At 54.0% G+C, this 19,270-nt stretch carries 24 protein-coding genes and 1 other annotated feature; of the genes, 6 read left to right on the forward strand and 18 right to left on the reverse strand.

The features are described 5' to 3' along the window. From ACT3RR_RS22180 to ACT3RR_RS22250, 15 genes are all read right to left on the reverse strand, one after another. Nucleotides 1–608: phage tail protein (locus ACT3RR_RS22180; RefSeq protein WP_496201109.1), on the reverse strand; the 608-nt coding region annotated here is incomplete at its 3' end. Further along, nucleotides 598–1,212, reverse strand: a complete 615-nt coding sequence (locus ACT3RR_RS22185) for a phage tail protein I (RefSeq protein ID WP_496201110.1) — start codon at nucleotides 1,210–1,212, stop codon at nucleotides 598–600. The genes ACT3RR_RS22185 and ACT3RR_RS22180, both read right to left, overlap by 11 nt. Continuing rightward, nucleotides 1,205–2,113 carry a baseplate assembly protein gene (locus ACT3RR_RS22190; protein ID WP_496201111.1) on the reverse strand — a complete coding sequence of 303 codons (909 nt, stop codon included), beginning with the start codon at nucleotides 2,111–2,113 and terminating at the stop codon, nucleotides 1,205–1,207. The genes ACT3RR_RS22185 and ACT3RR_RS22190 overlap by 8 nt, the downstream gene beginning before the upstream one ends. A gap of 4 nt (nucleotides 2,114–2,117) precedes the next feature. Next, nucleotides 2,118–2,468: a GPW/gp25 family protein gene (locus tag ACT3RR_RS22195; protein ID WP_034787717.1), complete on the reverse strand. Its 351-nt coding sequence runs from the start codon at nucleotides 2,466–2,468 to the stop codon at nucleotides 2,118–2,120. Beyond that, complete coding sequence (locus tag ACT3RR_RS22200; protein ID WP_353501091.1) at nucleotides 2,465–3,106, reverse strand: phage baseplate assembly protein V; 642 nt, start codon at nucleotides 3,104–3,106, stop codon at nucleotides 2,465–2,467. The genes ACT3RR_RS22195 and ACT3RR_RS22200 overlap by 4 nt, the downstream gene beginning before the upstream one ends. Nucleotides 3,107–3,192: 86 nt before the next feature. Continuing rightward, the gene (locus ACT3RR_RS22205; RefSeq protein WP_496201112.1) at nucleotides 3,193–3,654 is read right to left on the reverse strand and encodes a phage tail protein; all 462 of its coding nucleotides are present in this window, start codon (nucleotides 3,652–3,654) and stop codon (nucleotides 3,193–3,195) included. Beyond that, nucleotides 3,617–3,862 carry an Rz1-like lysis system protein LysC gene (lysC, locus tag ACT3RR_RS22210; RefSeq protein ID WP_496201119.1) on the reverse strand — a complete coding sequence of 82 codons (246 nt, stop codon included), beginning with the start codon at nucleotides 3,860–3,862 and terminating at the stop codon, nucleotides 3,617–3,619. Before lysC ends, ACT3RR_RS22205 begins: the two co-directional genes overlap by 38 nt. Then, complete coding sequence (gene lysB, locus ACT3RR_RS22215) at nucleotides 3,750–4,175, reverse strand: Rz-like lysis system protein LysB (protein ID WP_496201113.1); 426 nt, start codon at nucleotides 4,173–4,175, stop codon at nucleotides 3,750–3,752. Before lysB ends, lysC begins: the two co-directional genes overlap by 113 nt. A gap of 1 nt (nucleotide 4,176) precedes the next feature. Continuing rightward, entirely contained in the window at nucleotides 4,177–4,686 is a 510-nt protein-coding gene (locus tag ACT3RR_RS22220) for a lysozyme (protein ID WP_496201114.1), read from the reverse strand. Further along, a complete protein-coding gene (locus tag ACT3RR_RS22225; RefSeq protein ID WP_353501095.1) occupies nucleotides 4,667–4,888 on the reverse strand; it encodes an HP1 family phage holin in 222 nt (73 codons plus the stop codon). The genes ACT3RR_RS22220 and ACT3RR_RS22225 overlap by 20 nt, the downstream gene beginning before the upstream one ends. Further along, a complete protein-coding gene (locus ACT3RR_RS22230; RefSeq protein ID WP_496201115.1) occupies nucleotides 4,879–5,082 on the reverse strand; it encodes a tail protein X in 204 nt (67 codons plus the stop codon). Before ACT3RR_RS22230 ends, ACT3RR_RS22225 begins: the two co-directional genes overlap by 10 nt. Before the next feature lie 246 nt (nucleotides 5,083–5,328). Then, nucleotides 5,329–5,532: a hypothetical protein gene (locus tag ACT3RR_RS22235; RefSeq protein ID WP_034787755.1), complete on the reverse strand. Its 204-nt coding sequence runs from the start codon at nucleotides 5,530–5,532 to the stop codon at nucleotides 5,329–5,331. A gap of 52 nt (nucleotides 5,533–5,584) precedes the next feature. Continuing rightward, entirely contained in the window at nucleotides 5,585–7,618 is a 2,034-nt protein-coding gene (locus ACT3RR_RS22240) for a replication endonuclease (protein WP_496201116.1), read from the reverse strand. A gap of 15 nt (nucleotides 7,619–7,633) precedes the next feature. Next, nucleotides 7,634–7,855, reverse strand: coding sequence for a TraR/DksA C4-type zinc finger protein (locus ACT3RR_RS22245; protein WP_396132781.1), 222 nt, complete (start codon nucleotides 7,853–7,855; stop codon nucleotides 7,634–7,636). A 109-nt stretch (nucleotides 7,856–7,964) separates the two neighbouring features. Next, nucleotides 7,965–8,240: a hypothetical protein gene (locus ACT3RR_RS22250; RefSeq protein WP_485904243.1), complete on the reverse strand. Its 276-nt coding sequence runs from the start codon at nucleotides 8,238–8,240 to the stop codon at nucleotides 7,965–7,967. Nucleotides 8,241–8,408: 168 nt separating this feature from the next. Here ACT3RR_RS22250 and ACT3RR_RS22255 point away from each other — a divergent pair, with 168 nt between their 5' ends. The 3 genes from ACT3RR_RS22255 (at nucleotide 8,409) to tyrA (ending at nucleotide 11,616) form a co-directional block, all read left to right on the forward strand. Further along, nucleotides 8,409–8,999, forward strand: a complete 591-nt coding sequence (locus tag ACT3RR_RS22255) for a phage repressor protein CI (RefSeq protein ID WP_100938270.1) — start codon at nucleotides 8,409–8,411, stop codon at nucleotides 8,997–8,999. A 411-nt stretch (nucleotides 9,000–9,410) separates the two neighbouring features. Then, entirely contained in the window at nucleotides 9,411–10,487 is a 1,077-nt protein-coding gene (locus ACT3RR_RS22260; RefSeq protein WP_034787741.1) for a 3-deoxy-7-phosphoheptulonate synthase, read from the forward strand. 7 nt (nucleotides 10,488–10,494) lie between these two features. Then, the gene (gene tyrA, locus ACT3RR_RS22265) at nucleotides 10,495–11,616 is read left to right on the forward strand and encodes a bifunctional chorismate mutase/prephenate dehydrogenase (protein WP_034787743.1); all 1,122 of its coding nucleotides are present in this window, start codon (nucleotides 10,495–10,497) and stop codon (nucleotides 11,614–11,616) included. Nucleotides 11,617–11,718: 102 nt separating this feature from the next. Here the strand turns inward: tyrA and pheA are convergent, their stop codons facing one another. From pheA to bamD, 3 genes are all read right to left on the reverse strand, one after another. After that, nucleotides 11,719–12,876 (reverse strand): bifunctional chorismate mutase/prephenate dehydratase, encoded by a 1,158-nt coding sequence (gene pheA / locus ACT3RR_RS22270; RefSeq protein ID WP_496201117.1) that lies wholly within the window; start codon nucleotides 12,874–12,876, stop codon nucleotides 11,719–11,721. Nucleotides 12,877–12,929: 53 nt separating this feature from the next. Beyond that, nucleotides 12,930–13,054, reverse strand: a sequence feature (Phe leader region). Nucleotides 13,055–13,222: 168 nt separating this feature from the next. Then, nucleotides 13,223–13,564 carry a ribosome-associated translation inhibitor RaiA gene (raiA, locus tag ACT3RR_RS22275; protein ID WP_353501102.1) on the reverse strand — a complete coding sequence of 114 codons (342 nt, stop codon included), beginning with the start codon at nucleotides 13,562–13,564 and terminating at the stop codon, nucleotides 13,223–13,225. A gap of 304 nt (nucleotides 13,565–13,868) precedes the next feature. Then, nucleotides 13,869–14,603 (reverse strand): outer membrane protein assembly factor BamD, encoded by a 735-nt coding sequence (gene bamD / locus ACT3RR_RS22280; protein ID WP_353501103.1) that lies wholly within the window; start codon nucleotides 14,601–14,603, stop codon nucleotides 13,869–13,871. Between the two features lie 129 nt (nucleotides 14,604–14,732). On the opposite strand from bamD, the gene rluD reads away from it, so the two are divergent. From rluD to clpB, 3 genes are all read left to right on the forward strand, one after another. Next, the gene (gene rluD / locus ACT3RR_RS22285) at nucleotides 14,733–15,710 is read left to right on the forward strand and encodes a 23S rRNA pseudouridine(1911/1915/1917) synthase RluD (protein WP_353501104.1); all 978 of its coding nucleotides are present in this window, start codon (nucleotides 14,733–14,735) and stop codon (nucleotides 15,708–15,710) included. Continuing rightward, nucleotides 15,710–16,447: a purine nucleoside phosphorylase YfiH gene (gene yfiH, locus ACT3RR_RS22290; RefSeq protein ID WP_353501105.1), complete on the forward strand. Its 738-nt coding sequence runs from the start codon at nucleotides 15,710–15,712 to the stop codon at nucleotides 16,445–16,447. The genes rluD and yfiH overlap by 1 nt, the downstream gene beginning before the upstream one ends. Before the next feature lie 130 nt (nucleotides 16,448–16,577). Then, nucleotides 16,578–19,151, forward strand: a complete 2,574-nt coding sequence (gene clpB, locus ACT3RR_RS22295) for an ATP-dependent chaperone ClpB (RefSeq protein WP_496201118.1) — start codon at nucleotides 16,578–16,580, stop codon at nucleotides 19,149–19,151. Nucleotides 19,152–19,270 lie beyond the last annotated feature (119 nt).

Genomic DNA, 19,270 nt, shown 5'->3' on the forward strand with positions numbered 1-19,270 from the left:
GAAAGAACCGCTGAAACGGCATCTGGGCCAAGGGTTTTGATTTCTGCCAGAGATTTACTGATCTGCAAATACTGATTATGCGGATTGGCTGCCGCGACGTGTTTGGCTAATTGATCATCGGTATAGGCTTTAACCTCGATGACCTTATCGTCGACGTATTTGCGGGTAGCCAGCACCACTGACGGATCGATTTTCAGGGTGACCGCGTCGGTGCTGCTGACAACGATGATCATGCGCACGGTTTGGGTTCGCCCGCTGCCTTCTTGCAACTGAGGCTTATACGTCTCCGGGCAGTTGGCGATGGCGATCAGCGTATTGTCTTGGTCGAATAAGCCGATTTCGCGGATCCAGAAACCGCCCTGATCCTCAGGGATAATCTGCTCGGCGATGATCTGGTTGGTATTCGCGGGGTCAACGCTTAGCGAATTCAACGACGCTCGGCGCTTTTCGCCAATCAGCTTAGTTTGAGCAGGATCGGGCGTTGGCAATACACCGCCGCCGTCGCCCACCGCCATTTGGGTAAGGCTCAATTGCGTACCGAGCGCGGTCGCATTAGCCAGTTTGGCTGCGCCCTGATTGGTCAGCAGGGCAAAAAATTTAGCTGTCATAGTTTACTCTCAGGTTGTCGATTAAATGGATTGCTGAACCGGTGATTGCAGCGCCGGACGCGGTAATGGTTTCAGGGAAATAGGGGTAAACCGTCAGCTCTTCGCCGTCGTAACTCGCGGCAGCTATCAGGCAATCGCCGCTGACATCGAGATTGATTGACAACCCAATCAGATGGCGGCTACAAGGCTTGGCGTCGGCAATCAGGCGCTCAAGCTCTTGGTACATCTCTTCGGTGATACCGGTTTCCAGCACGCCAACGTCCAGACGAAACGTGCCAGGTGCGTCTTGGGTTTGCCACCACTCTATGACGCGGATCAGATAGCCCAGCGGCTCGACCACCCGACGCAACGCGCCGGTGGTGCCTTTGTGTTTATGAATAAACCAGGCGGCGCGCACCGCCGCGCGCTTCGCTGATTCGGACCATTTCTCATCCCATCTGTCGACCGAAAACGCCCACGCCAGATAGGGCAGCAGAGGCAGCGGGCAGGTGTTCGGGTTCCACAACAGGCGCAGCGGGACCGGCAGACGGGCTATGTGTGAGAGTGCCTCGGCTGCCGCGATTTCAAGTTGCGTTGAGCCGGAAGGCAGCAGGCGATCATTCATCAGACCCTCCGACCGACAGGCTGTAGGCCGTGCACAGTGAGGCCTGAGTTTTATCCAGCACGATATCCGCCAGCGGCGATTGCAGCTCTACGCGCTGAACACCTTCTACGTGCAGCGCGGCATAAATAGCCGACAGGTGAATGTCACGACCTAGCCGCCCTTGGGTGTTGATGTACTTTTTGAGCTGTGCTTCGGAGGCGGCGCGCACGGGTTCTATTTCAGGGGCGGGCAGCACGTAGAGCACCGCCTCAATCTGGTAAGGCACAATCTCGGCGGCCTGCACGGTGACGCGGTCCGCGACGGGGCGAACGTCTTCGTCATTCAGCGCTTTATCCACCGCGGCCAACAAATCTGGCGTGGCTTTGCCATCGTTATCACGCGACAAAATGGTGATAGTGACTTCGGCGGGAGCCGGGCTGATGGCGGACGCGTCGGCCACGCGGCCATCGGCGCTGCGAGCATGGTATTCGTAAGCACCACTCGGCCCCGCGACGCTCAGCCCCTCGAAGGCTTGCGGGATGCGCATGCGCAGATCGCTGTCGCTTTCCATCACGGCGTCGGTGGGAGGAATGGTGGTGCTGTCGGCGGGTTTGAGCACCAGACGCTGCACGCCATTATTGGCCGCCAGCTGGTCCAAATCGCTGCCGGTGGCGTAGGCCACCATCACGGCGCGCGCGGCTTCGTTAACACGCTGGCGCAGGATCACTTCGCGGTAGGCGTTCTCCTGTAACAGCTTGACCAACGGCTCGGACTCCAGCGACAGGGTGCGGCTAATCGCCTCCTGCTGTTCGGGCGGATAGAGCGAAATCAGCGTGGATTTACGTTCTGCAAATAAGCTTTCATAGTCCAGTTGCTCCACCACGTTGGGGGCGGGTAACTGGCTTAAATCGATAGTCGCCATAGTCTCAGCTCACAGGAATACTCAGGGAAAATTCGGTGTCCGTATCGCTACGGCTGCCGGTCATGTCGACCACCATCTTGCCGTTGTAGTCGGCGTTGAAGGTGATGGAAGTCAGCGAAACTCGCGGCTCCCACTGCAACAGCGCGGTGTAGCAAACCGCCATGATTTGCAGGCGCAGCGCGTCGTTTTGCGGTTGGTCGATGAGTTCGGAAAGCAATGAGCCGTACTCGCGGCGCATCACTCGTGACCCAATCGGGGTCTGTAAAATGTCGCTCACCGACTGGCGAATGTGGTCGAGATCTTCAATCGCCAGCCCGGTGTCGCGAGCCATGCCGAGATATTTAGCTTCACTCATTGCGGTCCTCCGGTTTGGCCGCCGCCGGTCTGAACGCCGCCGTGGCGGTGGGTGTGTAAGGCGATGCCGTTGGACGTCAGGCTACCGCCGCTATGGCTGATATCGCCGGTCATGCTGCCGCCCTGTTGCACCTCGAGTGAGCCGGTGGTGAGCTTGTGGGTGCAGACCACTTCCGGACTGTCGAGGGTGATGCGGGTGCTGGCGTGGCATTCAATCTGCGGCGCGGTGACTGTCACTTTCTCCGCCGCGCTCAGGGTGGCGGTTTTCACGCCGATCACGGTCAGAGCGCTGGTTGCCGGTTCATACTCGATAACCGCGCCGTCCGGGAAACTGAGGTGAACCGCGTCGGCAGAGGCCGAAGGGGCCGGGTTGGCGTCGGAGAAAATCGCGGGCAGCACGAAAGCCGTGTTCAGCTCGCCGCCCATCGACAGCAGCAGCACCTGCTCGCCCACCGAGGGCGCCCACCAACTGCGGCTCTTGCCCGCGCGGCTGGTCAGCCATGGTAGCCAGGCTGTGGTGTTATCGCCGCTGGCGACGCGGCAGCGCGCATTCTCGAGGTCGACCGCGCTGACATTGCCGATGCGAATCAGGTTGTTGATCAGCCGCATCATGTCGTTGATTTGTGTGTATGTGTTCATGGGATTAAGGATGCCGTTTAACGAGGGAAGTCGACAATCGGAGACCGTCCGGCGGGCCGTGGCACAACGAGCGGTAGCCGAAAAGGTTACTCAGCCCATTGGCTGATCAGCTCGCCATTGAGGTAAACCTGGCGCGGCCGCGCGTTGTTTTCCGGCAGCGGCGGCTCGGGCAAGTGGGTGATGGTGCGCACGCCGTCGGCGTCCTTCACCTGCACGCGCTCGGTGAGTTGCAGCGTCAGGGTTAATGTGTCGGCCAACTGGCTGAAGGTGAAATCCGTCAGCCGCCGCGCGCTGCTGCTCATCACTTCCGGCTGGTTGACGGTCAGCCAGTCCAGCACCTCGACCACGATAGGGTCGGCAAGGGATTCGCTGAGGTCCGCCGTGGTGACGGCCAGCGTTAAGGGATAGTGATATTCAAAGGAGAGGGAGGGCGCCGGCGTGGCCACCACGCTCCCCGGACCTGCGGTCACTTTTAAGATTTCTGGATGCGCGCCCAGCTCGGGGATCTGCTCAATGAGCCGCTGTTGAAGTTGTTTCGGTTTTAACACGATAGGTCTCCTGACACTGTTTAATGGCGTCGACCTGCAGGCCGCATGAGAGCAGCGCGGCTTCAAGTTGACGGACGTCGGCACTCAAATCGCCGTTATTTTTGGGATGGCTGGCGGGTACCTGGCAGGTGCTGACTGGCGGACAGCCAATGTAAATAATCTGTGGCGGAGCTGAAGGCGGGGCGCTGGTGCAGCTGGCTAACAGCAGCGGGCAGAGCACTATCAGCCCAGGTTTTAACCAAGGGATCATCATTGCGGCTCCTTTGAAAGCGTTGTTCTCGTTGCCAAACCAGGCCGTTGGCCTGCGCTAACGCATCGCGCAGCGTGGCCTCAGCCTGTTCACGGGTTTGCATCTGCTGGTTGAGTTCAGCGATCAGCTGGTCGCGCTGGCTGAGCTGCTGGGCCAGCACGTCGCGGCTTTGGGTCAGTTCGTGCTTGTCGCGCTGCAATCCGTGGCTGTAAACAATCATCCCCAGCAGCGCCAGACCCAACACGAAAAGGGCGATAAACAGTACGCGCATATCAGGCTCCTTTCAGGCACAAAGCCCGTTCTGCGGCTCTGCGGCGTTCAAGCCCGGCGGTGCGCACGCCATTAACAAACACCCAGCGCGGCAGCTGCTCGCAGGCATCGCGCCACTGATGTTTTTTGATGAAAAACGCCAGCGTCGAGTTGCACGAGGCGCGCACGCCCACATTGAAGGTAAACGCCACCACGGCGTCATACACCGGCTGCGGCATCTCCACCGGCATGCAGGCTTGCAGGCCTTTTTCGACATTTTTGATATCCGCCAGCAGGTTTTCGGCGGCCTGATGCTCGGTTATCTGCCCGGTGGGCGCCACGCCCGCCGTGTGACCAATACCGCTGGTCCAGACCCCGGCGCTGCATTGGTAAGGCGATAACTGGCAGCCTTCGAAATCGGCAATCAGCTTCACCCCCTCGACCGAGGTAGAGATAGACAAGTAGCCCGGCAGCAGAAACATCAGCCCGAGAACCACGGCGGCGCTGCATTTTTTAAGAATTGAGGCGTTCATATTTCTCCTTACTCAGCCCGCTTCGGGCCAGCAGCAGATAGCTTTTTCGCCGGTAGTACCAGTTGACTAAAAAGGTACCGATGCCGACGCCGGAGCCGACCAGAAAGGCGATATCCTCTAGCGACAGCCCACCCAGCCAGGCCATGAACGTCGCGATGAGGTAAGCGCAGGCCGAAGCCACGCGTTCGGCGGTTAGTCCCATAATCTGATGGACTCTTTGACTGACTTCTCCAGCTGATCCGGCATCTCGACCAGAGTGCCGTGGGGCAAGATGGGGCCAAAATCCGCAATGCCTTTGTTCAGGCTGTAGACTTTTTCCACCATTGAGGCGGTGCGGCCATAAACGCGCCAGCACATCGAATCAACGGTATCCCCTTGTTGTGCATAAAGTTTCATGATGGTTTTCCGGTTTTGTGTAGATGAGCTGGGAGGAGTAGGTAGTGTCTGGAATGTGGCTTATGGGCGCAACGAGGTGCGGTTGTGAACCTGATGGCACAACAGAGAGTGGGGGCGAGGGGCGAGACGTTTTTTAAGGAGAGTGGAGCAACAGGAGGAGACGCGAAACAACAGGGTGAAAGCAGGCGCGCTTAGCCAACTTTCGGCGAACCGAAACAAGGTGGCGTAAGCGCCTGACTCTTTGCGTTATGGATTTTTGCGACCGGGATCGTCATCCACGTTGCACAGCAAGGTTTCATTATGGTTATCAGGCAAGGCCTGACTCGCCAGTTCTGAAATCAACGACATGACAATAAGGAACTCTTGCGAATTGCATTGCGCCGTCTGCGAGATGTCGGCAATGACCTGAATACGCGAGAGTATTAATTGTTGTTTATTTAGGTTTTCCACCGTGCGGCCCTTCATTCACTGTGTTTATATACAGTATTATTTAATTAAAGGATCACGTCAATACTGTGTGTCTTTGAAATGCACTAATTGATTGATTTAGTGTTATTTCTTTGCGCCGATACTCATTTTTCATCTTAAAAGAATCCCAGCCATTAACCGGCGTTTTTGACGGCTTCCCAGTGGTTTGCTGCTCCTTTAATACATAAGCATTTCCACAGTTAATGACAGAACTCCAAGGCATAGGAATATCTTTATCGGTGGAAACTCTTTCGCTATTTGGCTCACGGCGAACCACCCGCCAGCGGCTGGAACGTGTCTGGTAGCAATGATCTTCACCCAGATGCGGAGCATAGATGCCGACCACCTCTTTCTGCTCTTCGGCGTAGCGATTGAAACGCCCGCGGGGTTGGCGGGCAACGCGCACCGTTTGCTGGTGGCGCGGAACATTGGTGCCACCCTGAGAGTGAATGTAACCCGCGTAGTCGCCGCAGTCGGCGGCGTGGCGCACCTCTTCCACTCGGCGGTCGAAGCTGTTTTCCAGACTGACGCCGCGAATGCGCCGACACTCGCGGTAAGTGCCCACCGAGGGCAGTCCGATGGGGTGAAATTGCGGTATGCGCCAAGTGGATGCCCAGGCGGTGACGGCGGCGGCGCTCTCTTTCAGCGGCTTGCCGGAGTCGAAATCCACTTCGCCATCCAGCGCGTAGCCGTCGATATTTTTCGAGATGTATTTAGCGATGTAAGCCGCCGCGCCGCCGCGATTCAGCGGCTTACAGTCGAAACGGTTTTTAGCTGCGCCCGGCTCGTCGCCCTCTTCCTGCAAGGCGTAGCGGCGCATAATGTCGATGGCGGTTTGTTGCTGGCTTGGCGCGGTAAACAGCATCAGGTGCCAGTGCGGCGTGCCGTCGTGGTGCGGCTCTACCACCCGGACGCCGTAGATTTTGATGTTTTTATCTTTGAACGCCGTGCGGACTTTCGCCCACACGGCGACCAGATAGCGCTGGGCCTCTTTCGGCGAAAAAGCCTGCTCATCCCAGCGACCGTTGAAATGCACATGGCCGTTGAACATGCGAGTAGGGTGGTATTTCGACGGCGTGGTCAGGGTGATAAACAGGCCGCGATCGCCCTGATCGCTGGCGACCTGCTCGACTCCGGCAATTAGCGTCATCAGCTCCATCCGGCGAATAGCCGGGTTAGCAATGCTCGACATAACAGTCTCCAGCATATTGATGCGCTCGCCGGTCTGCTCGTTCTGCAAATCGTTTTGCTTGAGGTAATTAATCATCGAAAGGCGGCGCGAGCGCACCTCGCGCTGGGCGTTTTTGCTGACATAGGCCGAGACGCGGCGGTTGACATAACCTCCGGCAATCATCAATGCCTCGCGCCAGCGCGCCTGTTGAGCAAGCAGCTGGCGTCGCCACCAGTCGGCATTCACCAGTCGCGACAAGCTGGCGATGGCGGCGTGAGCATCCAGCTTGCCCTCAGTAAAGCGCGACCAGTGCAAAGGCGTGACGTTTAAGGCACGCGCCATACCAGCCACTATCGAGTAGAGCTGGTTTTGCGTGGCATCGCTGAGCAAATCCTCCGGTGAGCTTGTCAGCGCAAGCTGGCGGTCGCACAGGTGTTCATAAGCTTCGTGGCAGTGCGCGGCTACTCGCCATGCCAGACTTTTCAGCTGTTTTTCATTTAAATCGGGCAGGCGGTTATAGGTCCCTTCTTCCGCCATAAAGCGCAGCGAAATTTGCCGTTTGAGTTGATTCTTCGCCGTGACTTTCTGCACCCTTGGCCACAGCCGCTGGGCAAATGTCTGCTTGAGAAAGGCATTTGCCTTCTGCCTGCTTTCTTCATCTATAAGCTGCTGGTAGCGTTGATAAAGAGGAAAACGCAGGCAGGCGGGCAGGGCAAGAAGCTGGCTCAGCGCCGCCTGGGCTTGGCTATCTACCTGATAGATTGGCGCGGAAACTTCGCGCGTTATCGCCTTACGCGGCGCATTCCACCACCATTGGCCAACAAAGGGCGCGGCAGCGGGTGAGGAAAAACGCGGCGGTGGCGTAGGGGCGAAACGCCCGCGATGAAGGTGATGCATAGGGCAGATGTCCAATTAAGGGTGTCGAAAATGCCGGGCATTCTTTTCAACAATTTCCTGGCAATGTATACAGCGCTGCACGCCGATAATTAATCGTCGTCGCGGCTCAGGTATCTCTTCGGCGCAATCCTCACAAAAGAAGGCGGAAGCTTGGCGTACCGGCGTTTTCGCCTGCGCAATCTGGGCATCGAGCACTTTGGCTTGCCACTCTTGCGCATCGTCTATCCAATCGGGCATGGTGTTTTCCTTATAAATCGTCAGCCGCCAGACTCCGGTTTTAGCTAGTGGGAGGCCCGACGGGTTACACGTCATTGTTGAGTTAAAGGTGGAGAGCGAGTTTCTAGGCTTACCTGAAGAGATTATTCAGCCTGCTGCCGAACTGCTTAATCGCCAGCACGGCGTCAATCACTGACTGTTTTTCACCGGGAGAGAGCTGTTCAAAAGTCATGCTGACATGCCTGACCTTCAATCCCGCGAGGAAACACAGGGTTCTTTTCCACTCTTCCGGCGCGTTATCAAATAGCGTCTGCATCTGATTGCCCGTGGTGTGGAAATGCCGTTTTTTAATCATTTCAAGGTGATGTAATCCTTGCTCACGCTGGGTTTCACTTCCCATAAACATGGTTTCCTCCCAGTTCTCACAGTTTGGAAGTTGAGAATGAATAGATAATGATCGCCTTGGCGCGAAATTTGTTATCATTACGCGTCCAATTTCAGGCTATAGATGAAATTTAAACTTGATTTTGCAAGTCGTCAAGATGGTTTTTTAAGTTTGAGAGGTTTTTGCGAGATGCGGCTGGATGAACTCGAAGGTGGTAAAGCCGTGCTGGGACGGATGCTACAGGCATACGGTTTCAGCATGCAAAAAGAGCTGGGTGACTTGTATGGTCTCTCCTCGGGTACGATAAGTACTTGGGTAAGAAGAGATTATTTCCCAGGTGATGTGGTGGTGGCTTGCGCTATCGACACCGGCGTTTCTTTGCGTTGGCTGGCGACGGGCAAGGGCGATATGCATGACAATCAGCCGAATGCGCAGCAGTCAGGCGACGCCATCACCAAACTTGCAAAATTAAGATTGCGCGGCGGCGCGTTGGAAGACGAGGGCCTGTGGGCGGTTGATAGCTCGCTGGTGGACGCTTCCGTGGAAAAGCCGACCTATCTGGTTAAAGGCAATCACTCTTGGATCATCGATTTAGGCAGCGCCAATATCGGCAATGGCCGCTGGCTGCTTGATATTGATGGCGATGTTGACGTGTATGACGTGGCGCGTTTGCCCGGAAACCGTTTAAAAATCACCAGTCAGGCCACCACCTTCGACTGTAATGTCGACGATGTGAAAGCCTTAGGCCAAGTGTTCATCACCCTCGAACGTAACCTCTAAGACGGCTTCCAGCCAACCCGCCTCGCAGTGTTATCGCATTCAGGGTGGGGCATCTCACTCCGTCAGTGTCGCCTTCATGGCGACGATGGCGGGTGGCATCTCGGCCTCATTCCCTCTATTTTCTCCCGCGTTATTTTATTTTCAGAGCCGTGCCTCATGTCCTCCCATGCTTGTGCGAAATTTCTTCAATTTATGTGGCTTTCAGTCTGTTTGCTTATTGTGTGGAAATTAAAAAGGACATCAATGACCGCCATAACTGATAAATGGAAACTTATCTTTACGTAATGGTTGGTTGGTGGTTGTATTGGTAATTAAAAGTTTACATCGGTGGTTTGAAAGTTTTTCGCGCTGTGTTATCGTCACTGCATGCTGATATTCAGCAATCTACTTATCTGACCGTGGACAGCCATCATGCAAAAAGACGCACTTAACAACGTACATATCAGCGCAGAACAGATCCTTATTACTCCAGAAGAGCTGAAACTTCGTTTCCCTCTGGGCATTAACGATGAAACCAACATCGCCGAAGCGCGTAAGACCATTGCCGATATCGTGCATGGCCGTGATCCGCGCCTGCTGGTGGTCTGCGGGCCTTGCTCTATTCACGACGTGGATGCCGCGCTGGATTACGCGCGTCATCTGAAAACGTTGGCGGCTGAGCTGAGCGATCGTCTGTACATTGTTATGCGCGTCTACTTTGAGAAACCGCGTACCACCGTAGGTTGGAAAGGCTTGATCAACGATCCACACATGGACGGCACTTTTGATGTTGAAGCCGGTCTGCACATTGCCCGTGATTTGCTGCTGCAACTGGTCGGTATTGGCCTGCCGCTGGCTACCGAAGCATTGGATCCGAACAGCCCGCAGTACCTCGGCGACCTGTTCAGCTGGTCGGCCATCGGCGCGCGTACCACGGAATCTCAGACGCACCGCGAAATGGCGTCCGGCCTTTCCATGCCAGTTGGCTTTAAAAATGGTACTGACGGCAGCTTAGGCACCGCCATCAACGCTATGCGTGCGGCTGAAATGGCTCACCGCTTTGTCGGTATCAACCAGGCCGGTCAGGTTTGCTTGTTGCAGACTCAGGGCAACCCGGATGGTCACGTTATTCTGCGCGGCGGCAAAACACCGAACTACAGCAGCGAAGATGTAAAAGCCTGTGAAAAACAGATGCAGGACGCGGGACTCCGCCCTTCCTTGATGATAGATTGCAGCCACGGTAACTCGAATAAAGACTACCGCCGCCAGACGATTGTGGCGCAGTCGGTCATAGATCAAATCAAAGCGGGTAACCGTTCTATTACCGGTTTAATGCTGGAAAGTAATCTGCACGAAGGCAACCAGTCTTCCGAGCAGCCGCGTTCAGAGATGAAATACGGTGTGTCCGTGACTGACGCCTGCATTAACTGGGAAACCACTGAAACATTGCTGCGTACTATGCATCAGGAATTGGGCGAGTCGCTGGCGGCACGAATCGCAGGAGAATAATGGTTTTATGGTGGCTGAACTTAACGCATTGCGCGATCAGATTGATGAAGTCGACAAGGCTTTATTAGATTTACTGTCTCGTCGTCTCCATCTGGTGGCTGAAGTTGGTGAAGTGAAAAGCCGCTACGGTTTGCCGATTTATGTTCCCGAGCGTGAAGCGGCGATGCTCGCTTCGCGCCGTCAGGAGGCGCAGAATCTGGGCGTTCCCCCTGATTTGATTGAAGACGTGCTGCGTCGCGTGATGCGTGAATCCTATTCCAGCGAGAATGATAAAGGCTTTAAAACGCTGAATCCCGAGCTGCGCCCAATCGTGATTGTTGGCGGTAAAGGCCAGATGGGGCGCCTGTTCACTCGCATGCTCGAGCTGTCTGGCTACCAGGTGAAAGTGCTGGAGCAGGAAGATTGGCCGCGTGCCGAAAGCCTGTTGGCTGATGCCGGAATGGTGATTGTCAGCGTGCCAATTCATTCGACAGAAGAGGTGATTGGTCGCTTACCAAAACTGCCTGCGGACTGCATTCTGGTTGATTTGGCGTCCGTCAAAAATCGCCCGCTGCAAGCCATGCTGGCGGCGCACGAAGGCCCGGTGTTAGGTCTGCACCCAATGTTCGGCCCTGATGTTGGCAGCCTCGCCAAGCAGGTCGTGGTGTACTGCGACGGCCGTGAGCCGCAGGCTTACCAGTGGCTGCTTGAGCAGTTGCAGGTGTGGGGCGCGCGGTTGCATAAAATCAGCGCCGTCGAGCATGACCAGAACATGGCATTTATTCAGGCGCTGCGCCACTTCGCTACTTTCGCCTACGGCATGCATTTGTCGGAAGAGAATGTGCAGATTGAACAGTTACTGTCGCTCTCTTCGCCAATTTACCGTCTCGAACTGGCGATGGTTGGCCGACTGTTTGCTCAGGACCCGCAGCTGTACGCGGACATTATTATGTCTTCAGAAAGCAATTTGGCGCTGATCAAACGCTACTACCAGCGTTTTGGTGATGCGTTAGCTCTGCTGGAAAACGGCGACAAGCAGGCCTTCATCGACAAGTTTAAGCAGGTTGAAAACTGGTTTGGTGACTACGCGCCGCGCTTCCTCAAAGAGAGTGGGGCGCTACTGCGTCAGGCGAACGACATCCGTCGCTAAGCGCTGATTTCTGAGATAAGAAATTGAATTAAAAAGGCCATCCGTGGAAACGAGATGGCCTTTTTGTTTTCTATTGATAGAGACTTTTCTCGCAATAGAAAGTTAGTTTGGGTTTACCGCTACCACGTTTTCGCTTGGGTAGCAGCCCAGCACCTTCAATGAACGGGTGATCTTGCCCAGCCCGAGCAGGGCTGCCTGCATATCCGCCGAGCGCAGGTTGGCCTGCACGTCGATATAAAACATCTCTTCCCACGGATTACCGTAGATTGGGCGCGACTCAAGCTTGGTCATAATAATGCCGTGCTCGCGTAGTACCAGCAGGGCTTCAACCAGAGCACCGGCCTGCTGGCCTGTCGCCATAATAAAGGTGGTCTTGGCCGGAACCTGCTCCGTCACTTCAATGGCTTTACGCGCCAGCACGATGAAGCGAGTGATGTTTTGCTGCTGGTTGGCCAGATTATGCTCCAGCACTTGCAAGCCGTAGAGCGCACCACCGGCTTCACTGCCCAGAGCCGCCACGTGTGGAGAGTTGGCCGCCGCGACTTTCTCCATCGCCGCCGCGGTGCTCTCGCAATACTCAATCTTCCAGTGTGGGAAGCGATTGATGAACTGGCTGCACTGTTGGAACGGCTGCGGGTGGCTGTAGACGGTCTGAATCTGCGACAGGTCGGTATCCGCCGCCACTAACACGCAGTGGTCAATATTGTTGGTTAGCTCGCCAACAATCGACAGGCTGGTGTGCTGCAAAATGTCATACACGTCGTTGATCGACCCGGAACTGGTGTTTTCAATCGGCAGCACGGCGTAGTCGGCTTGGCCGGTTTCGACCTGAGTGAAGATGTCTTGAAACTTGAGGCAGCCGCACTCGATGAATTGCTCGAAGTGGCGGGCGGCATATTGACGGGCCGCGAGGTGCGAGTAAGAGCCTTTCGGGCCGAGGAAGGCGATGCGGGCGGAGTCAGAGGTGGTCTGATTCAGGTGCTGTTGCAGCAGAGCTTGCTGGGTTAGCACCGAGTCTTCAATAATTAGCTGATAAACGCGAGTGATGTAATGGCCATCCAGCCCCTGCTTTTTACCTTCCAGAATCAACGCGTTAATCAACTCTTTCTCGCGCTCTTTATCACGGATAGGGCGGTGAGAATGCATTTTGGACTGTGCGACTTCTACCGCGAGATGGCGTCTTTCTGCCAGTAAAGCCAGTAATTTTAGATCCAGCGCGCTGATGCGTTCACGTAGAGCCAGCAATGGATTCTCGGTCATTATTTCACCCTTTTTATGTGCTTTCTTTCTATCGAATTTGCCAAACTATGAGCATAAAAAAAGCCCCCTTTTCAGGAGGCTTCGTTGTTCGTCTTCGCATTCATTCTTTCACGACGAAACGCCTCCCAATCAGGGGAAGGTAAAAAAGAATGCGAAGAAAAACAGTTTGGTGTTCATGCGTAGCGTTTTCTCTTAATGAAGATGGCTCTAAAGTAACCGCTGGCTTTTCACTGTGTCAATACAATTTGTTTTGCAGAGTGATTTGTCTTGAAGAGGGGAAACTGGGTTGAGGCCATAAAAAACGCGCTCCGGGGAGCGCGCTGATTATGTTGCGGGAGCCTGAAGATCACTCTGGTTCTTCTTGCGGCTCGAGGTTTATCTCTTTCACGCAGCTTTCTGCGCGGCGGGCCTCGCCCTTGTGTTGTGCCTTGTTCAGCTGACGTTCAAGTTTGGAAATCAAATCGTTGACCGCAGCATACATATCATCGTGGGTGGCACTGGCTACCAGCGGGCCATTGGCCGTGGTAATGGTCGCGTCGGCGACGAATCCCTGAGGTTCTTTTGAAAGAACAATGTGTGGGTTAATTAATTGAGTTTGCCATTTTTCCAGTTTTTTTAGACGGTCTTCGACGTGCTCCCGAATTGCTGGGGTGATGTCCATTTGTTTACTGGTAATGTTCAGTGTCATATAACTTACCTCTCTGTCTTTCCGTCTAGGATAGGTTCAGCATACCTGCCTTTGCGACAAAATACGTGATAAAGATCACACTTTTTTGTCACTTTTTGTCAAGGCGGACAAAACTGTGAGCTGAGGTAATTAACTGCCGGATAGGGGTTGTGACTTTCGATGAGATGACGCATTATCGATAGGATCGATTGAAAAGAAATTCCGCGAATTCCTGCCTTTCTGCTTTAAAAAACATCAAGTTAGCGCGCATAAAAAACGGCAGCCGAAGCTACCGTTTTTTTGGACTGTGATGCCAGTTACGAAATTAAGATGCGCTGTTAGTCGCAATCACTTTCGCCACTTTGTCCGCTTGACCATTCAACTGCAACTGACGATAAGCATTTTCCATTTCTGGAAGTGCGTCGCGCGTTGCTTTGGTATCCGGATAATCCTTCAGCATTTGCTCAACACGATTAACAACGGCGACGTACGCACCGCGTTTAGTGTAGTATTGCACGACTGACAGCTCATATTTGGCTAGACGATCTTTCAGGAACACCAGACGCTTATTAGCATCTGTTGCGTACTGACTGTTCGGGTAGCTATGAATCAGCTGGCTGAAATCACGGAATGCGGCACGAGCATGTTGTGGATCGCGGTCTGAGCGATCAACACCAAAGAAGCCTTGTAACGCACTGTCATCAAGCGCCATATCCGTCAGACCACGCATATACATGACGTAATCAATATTTGGATGGGTCGGGTTCAGACGCATAAAGCGATCAATTGATGCCTGAGCCAATGGTAAATCAGCAGACTTGTAGTAAGCGTAAATCAGATCCAACTGCACTTGCTGCGAATAAGGACCAAATGGATAGCGGTTATCCAACGCTTCTAATTGAGCAATTGCGCCTTTAAAGTTACCGTCCTGCAGTTTTTCTTGGGCAGTAGCATAAAGTACGTTTGGTGGGTTATCGGGAACCGTTTCTTTGGAACCGGAGCAACCGACCAGCGCCAGGCTCAACGTGGCTGCTGCCACCAGATATTTCACACGCGTCATGACGTTTTGATTATCCTCAGGTGTTATTCTGGGAGACTGTCCGTTAAGCTCCCGACAAAGACCAGCTACAATAGCACATTATTTTAAACGGCATCGCCGTGAAAACCCAAGGTTACCCAAGAGCAGCATATGGCACAACAAGTACAACTCACGGCGACCGTGGCCGAATCGCAACTCGGTCAACGTTTAGATCAGGCTTTGGCCGAATTGTTCCCTGATTATTCACGATCTCGCATAAAAGATTGGATTTTGGAAGATCGCGTCCTGGTCAATGGCAAGAAAGTCTCCAAACCAAAAGAAAAAGTGTTGGGTGGCGAGGCTATCGCAATCGACGCGCAAATTGAAGAAGAAGCGCGCTGGTTGCCACAAGATATCGCACTCAACATCGTCTATGAAGATAACGATATTTTAGTTATCAATAAACCCCGAGATCTGGTTGTGCATCCCGGCGCGGGGAATCCAGACGGCACGGTATTGAATGCGTTACTGCATCACTATCCGGAAATCATGGACGTGCCGCGCTGTGGCATCGTGCACCGTCTGGACAAAGACACTACCGGCCTGATGGTGGTGGCGAAAACCGTTCCGGCACAAACTCACTTGGTTGACGCGCTGCAAAGACGTGAAATCACCCGTGAATATGAAGCCGTTGCCATCGGTACGATGACAGCTGGCGGCACGGTAGATGAGCCTATTTCACGCCACTCCACCAAGCGCACGCACATGGCCGTTCACCCTATGGGTAAACCTGCCACCACGCATTACCGCATCATGGAGCATTTCCGTGCTCATACGCGTCTGCGTCTGCGTCTGGAAACGGGCCGTACTCACCAGATCCGTGTGCACATGTCGCATATCAACCACCCGCTGGTGGGCGATCAGCTTTACGGCGGCCGTCCGCGTCCACCGAAAGGTGCGTCAGAAGAGTTTATCTCCATTCTGCGCGGTTTTGATCGTCAGGCTCTGCACGCCACCATGCTGCGCCTGTTCCACCCGGTGACCGGTATCCAGATGGAATGGCATGCGCCACTACCACAAGATATGGTCGATTTGATCAATGCACTCAAGGCTGATACCGAAGAGTTCAAGGATCAGATGAACTGGTAATGCGCGATTTGATTCTGCCCCAATGGCCGCAGCCTGCATCGGTGCGGTCTTGTGTCACAACGCGTCATGGAGGCGTTAGCCTGCCTCCTTACGACTCTTTAAATTTGGGCCTTCACGTCGGTGATGATCCCAAGTCAGTCCTTACTAACCGCCAGCGCCTGATCGAATTTGCCGAACTTCCCACCGCCCCGCACTGGATGGAGCAGGTACATGGCACGCAGGTTATTCGCCTCACCCAAAACACTTCCCAAGAAATCACTTTAGTTGCCGACGCGGTTTATACCCAAGAGCCGGGCGTCGTTTGCTGTGTAATGACGGCGGACTGCCTGCCGGTGCTGTTCACCACCAAGTCGGGTGATGAAGTGGCGGCGGCTCACGCCGGTTGGAGAGGACTGTGTGCGGGAATTCTCGAAAATACCCTGGCTGAGTTTGCTGCCGAGCCAACTGACATTATGGCTTGGCTCGGACCTGCAATTGGGCCGCAGCAGTTTGAAGTTGGGGGAGAAGTTCGCGACGCTTTCATGGCAATCGATCCTCTAGCCGCTCAGGCTTTTGTGCCTAAAGGGCAAAAATTCTTGGCTGATATCTACCAACTGGCCCGTTTGCGTTTACGCGCGAGCGGCGTGACTGACATCTATGGTGGAGAGTTCTGTACTGTAAGCGACAGCACAAAATTTTACTCTTACCGCAGAGAGGTTACGACTGGCCGGCTGGCAAGTTTAATTTGGCTGATATAACCTATTGAATCAAGACGATCCACGGACGCCTAACGTTGTACTCAATTTATACTGGCAAGATAACCTTGAAAACGTGAGGGTTGACCTCATCTAATCTCCAGTAGCAATTTTGTTCAGTATTGGAGGTGTTATGCGTCTGGATCGTCTTACTAGTAAATTCCAGCTTGCCCTCGCCGACGCCCAGTCTCTCGCACTTGGGCGCGACAACCAGTTTATCGAACCTGTTCACCTGATGAGCGCTCTGCTTACTCAGGAAGGCGGGACCGTTCGTCCGTTACTTACCGCTGCCGGGATTGATACCCCGAAATTGCGCACGGACGTCGAACAGGCTCTGGGGCGACTGCCGCAAGTTGAAGGTACCGGTGGTGATGTTCAACCATCCAGTGAACTGGTACGCGTTTTAAATCTTTGTGACAAGTTAGCGCAGCAACGCGCAGATAAATTCATTTCATCCGAACTCTTTGTACTGGCCGTTCTTAAAGATCGCGGTAGCTTGACCGATCTGTTGAAAGCCAGCGGGGCAACGGTTGAAAAAATCAGTACAGCAATAGATCAAATGAGAGGTGGTGACAAAGTGGATGATCAGGGTGCTGAAGACCAGCGTCAGGCTTTGAAAAAATACACTATTGATCTGACCGAGCGCGCGGAGCTTGGCAAACTCGACCCGGTTATTGGGCGTGATGAAGAGATTCGCCGCACCATTCAGGTATTGCAGCGTCGTACCAAAAACAACCCCGTTCTGATTGGTGAGCCGGGTGTAGGTAAGACCGCCATTGCCGAAGGCCTGGCCCAGCGCATCATTAATGGTGAAGTGCCGGAAGGCCTGAAAAACAAACGCGTGCTTTCTTTAGATATGGGCGCGCTGGTGGCCGGTGCGAAATATCGCGGTGAATTCGAAGAGCGTCTGAAAGGCGTGCTGAGCGATTTGGCCAAGCAGGAAGGTAATGTCATCTTATTCATTGATGAATTACACACCATGGTTGGCGCGGGTAAAGCTGACGGCGCGATGGATGCCGGTAATATGCTCAAACCTGCGTTGGCGCGCGGTGAACTTCACTGTGTTGGTGCCACTACGCTCAATGAGTATCGCCAGTTTATTGAGAAAGACGCCGCACTGGAACGTCGTTTCCAGAAAGTGTTTGTGGCCGAGCCATCTGTAGAAGACACCGTCGCCATCTTGCGTGGCTTAAAAGAGCGCTACGAGCTGCACCACCACGTGCAGATCACTGACCCGGCCATTGTGGCGGCCGCGACCCTGTCGCATCGCTACATTTCGGATCGTCAGTTGCCCGATAAAGCCATTGACCTGATTGACGAGGCGGCTTCCAGCATTCGTATGCAGATGGACTCCAAGCCAGAGGCCCTTGACCGTCTGGAGCGCCGTATCATCCAGCTGAAACTGGAACAGCAGGCGCTGAAGAAAGAGTCAGATGACGCCAGCGTTAAGCGTCTGGAGATGCTTAATACCGAGCTTGATCATAAAGAGCGCGAATTCTCCGAGCTTAATGAAGAGTGGAAAGCCGAGAAAGCTTCGCTGACCGGGACTCAGAACATCAAGTCCGAGCTTGAACAAGCCAAGATAACGCTCGAACAAGCGCGCCGCGTCGGCGACTTGGGCCGCATGTCTGAATTGCAGTACGGCAAAATTCCAGAATTGGAAAAACAGCTGGCTGCTGCCACTCAGGCCGAAGGCAAAACCATGAAGCTGCTGCGTAACCGCGTAACGGATGTTGAGATTGCCGATGTGTTGGCGCGCTGGACCGGGATTCCGGTGGCCAGAATGCTGGAAAGCGAGCGTGAAAAACTGCTGCGCATGGAAGATGAGTTGCACCAGCGCGTGATTGGCCAGAATGAAGCTGTAGAAGCTGTTTCCAACGCCATTCGCCGTAGCCGTGCAGGGCTTTCCGACCCGAATCGCCCAATTGGCTCATTCCTGTTCCTTGGGCCAACGGGTGTCGGTAAAACCGAGCTTTGCAAAGCCTTAGCGACTTTCCTGTTCAACAGTGACGACGCTATGGTGCGTATCGACATGTCCGAGTTTATGGAGAAACACTCCGTATCGCGGCTGGTGGGTGCACCTCCAGGCTATGTCGGTTATGAAGAAGGTGGCTATTTAACAGAAGCTGTTCGCCGCCGTCCTTACTCCGTCATTTTATTAGATGAAGTAGAAAAGGCGCATCCGGATGTCTTCAACATTCTGTTGCAGGTTCTGGATGATGGCCGCTTAACCGACGGGCAGGGTAGAACGGTCGATTTCCGTAATACCGTGGTGATCATGACGTCGAACCTAGGTTCGGACTTGATCCAGCAGCATTTCGGGCAGGCAACCTACGCGCAAATGAAAGAATCGGTAATGGAAGTGGTCACACACAACTTCCGCCCTGAATTCATTAACCGTATAGATGAAGTTGTCGTGTTCCATCCGCTGGGCCATGCGCATATCAAGCACATTGCGCAAATCCAGTTGGAGCGTCTTTATAAGCGCCTCGAGGAACATGGCTATACCGCCACCCTGACCGATGCGGCTCTGGAGCTGTTAGGCAACACTGGGTTTGACCCGGTTTACGGTGCTCGCCCACTGAAACGCGCGATTCAGCAGGAAATTGAAAACCCGCTGGCTCAGCAGATTCTGTCCGGCAAGCTGATTCCGGGTAAACCGATCACGATTGATGTGGAAAATGACCATATCGTCGCACGGCAATAATTCGTTTTTTAGCGGTTAGAAGCCTAATTAAGAGGCCCAAAGCTAATTTGGGCCTCTTTTTTGTTTGTTTTTCGCCCAAAATGGGCGGTTTTGTTGAAAAAAAGAACGGTCAGTAATTA

Source organism: Ewingella sp. AOP8-B2-18 (genome assembly GCF_052376015.1).
GTDB lineage: Bacteria > Pseudomonadota > Gammaproteobacteria > Enterobacterales > Enterobacteriaceae > Ewingella > Ewingella allii.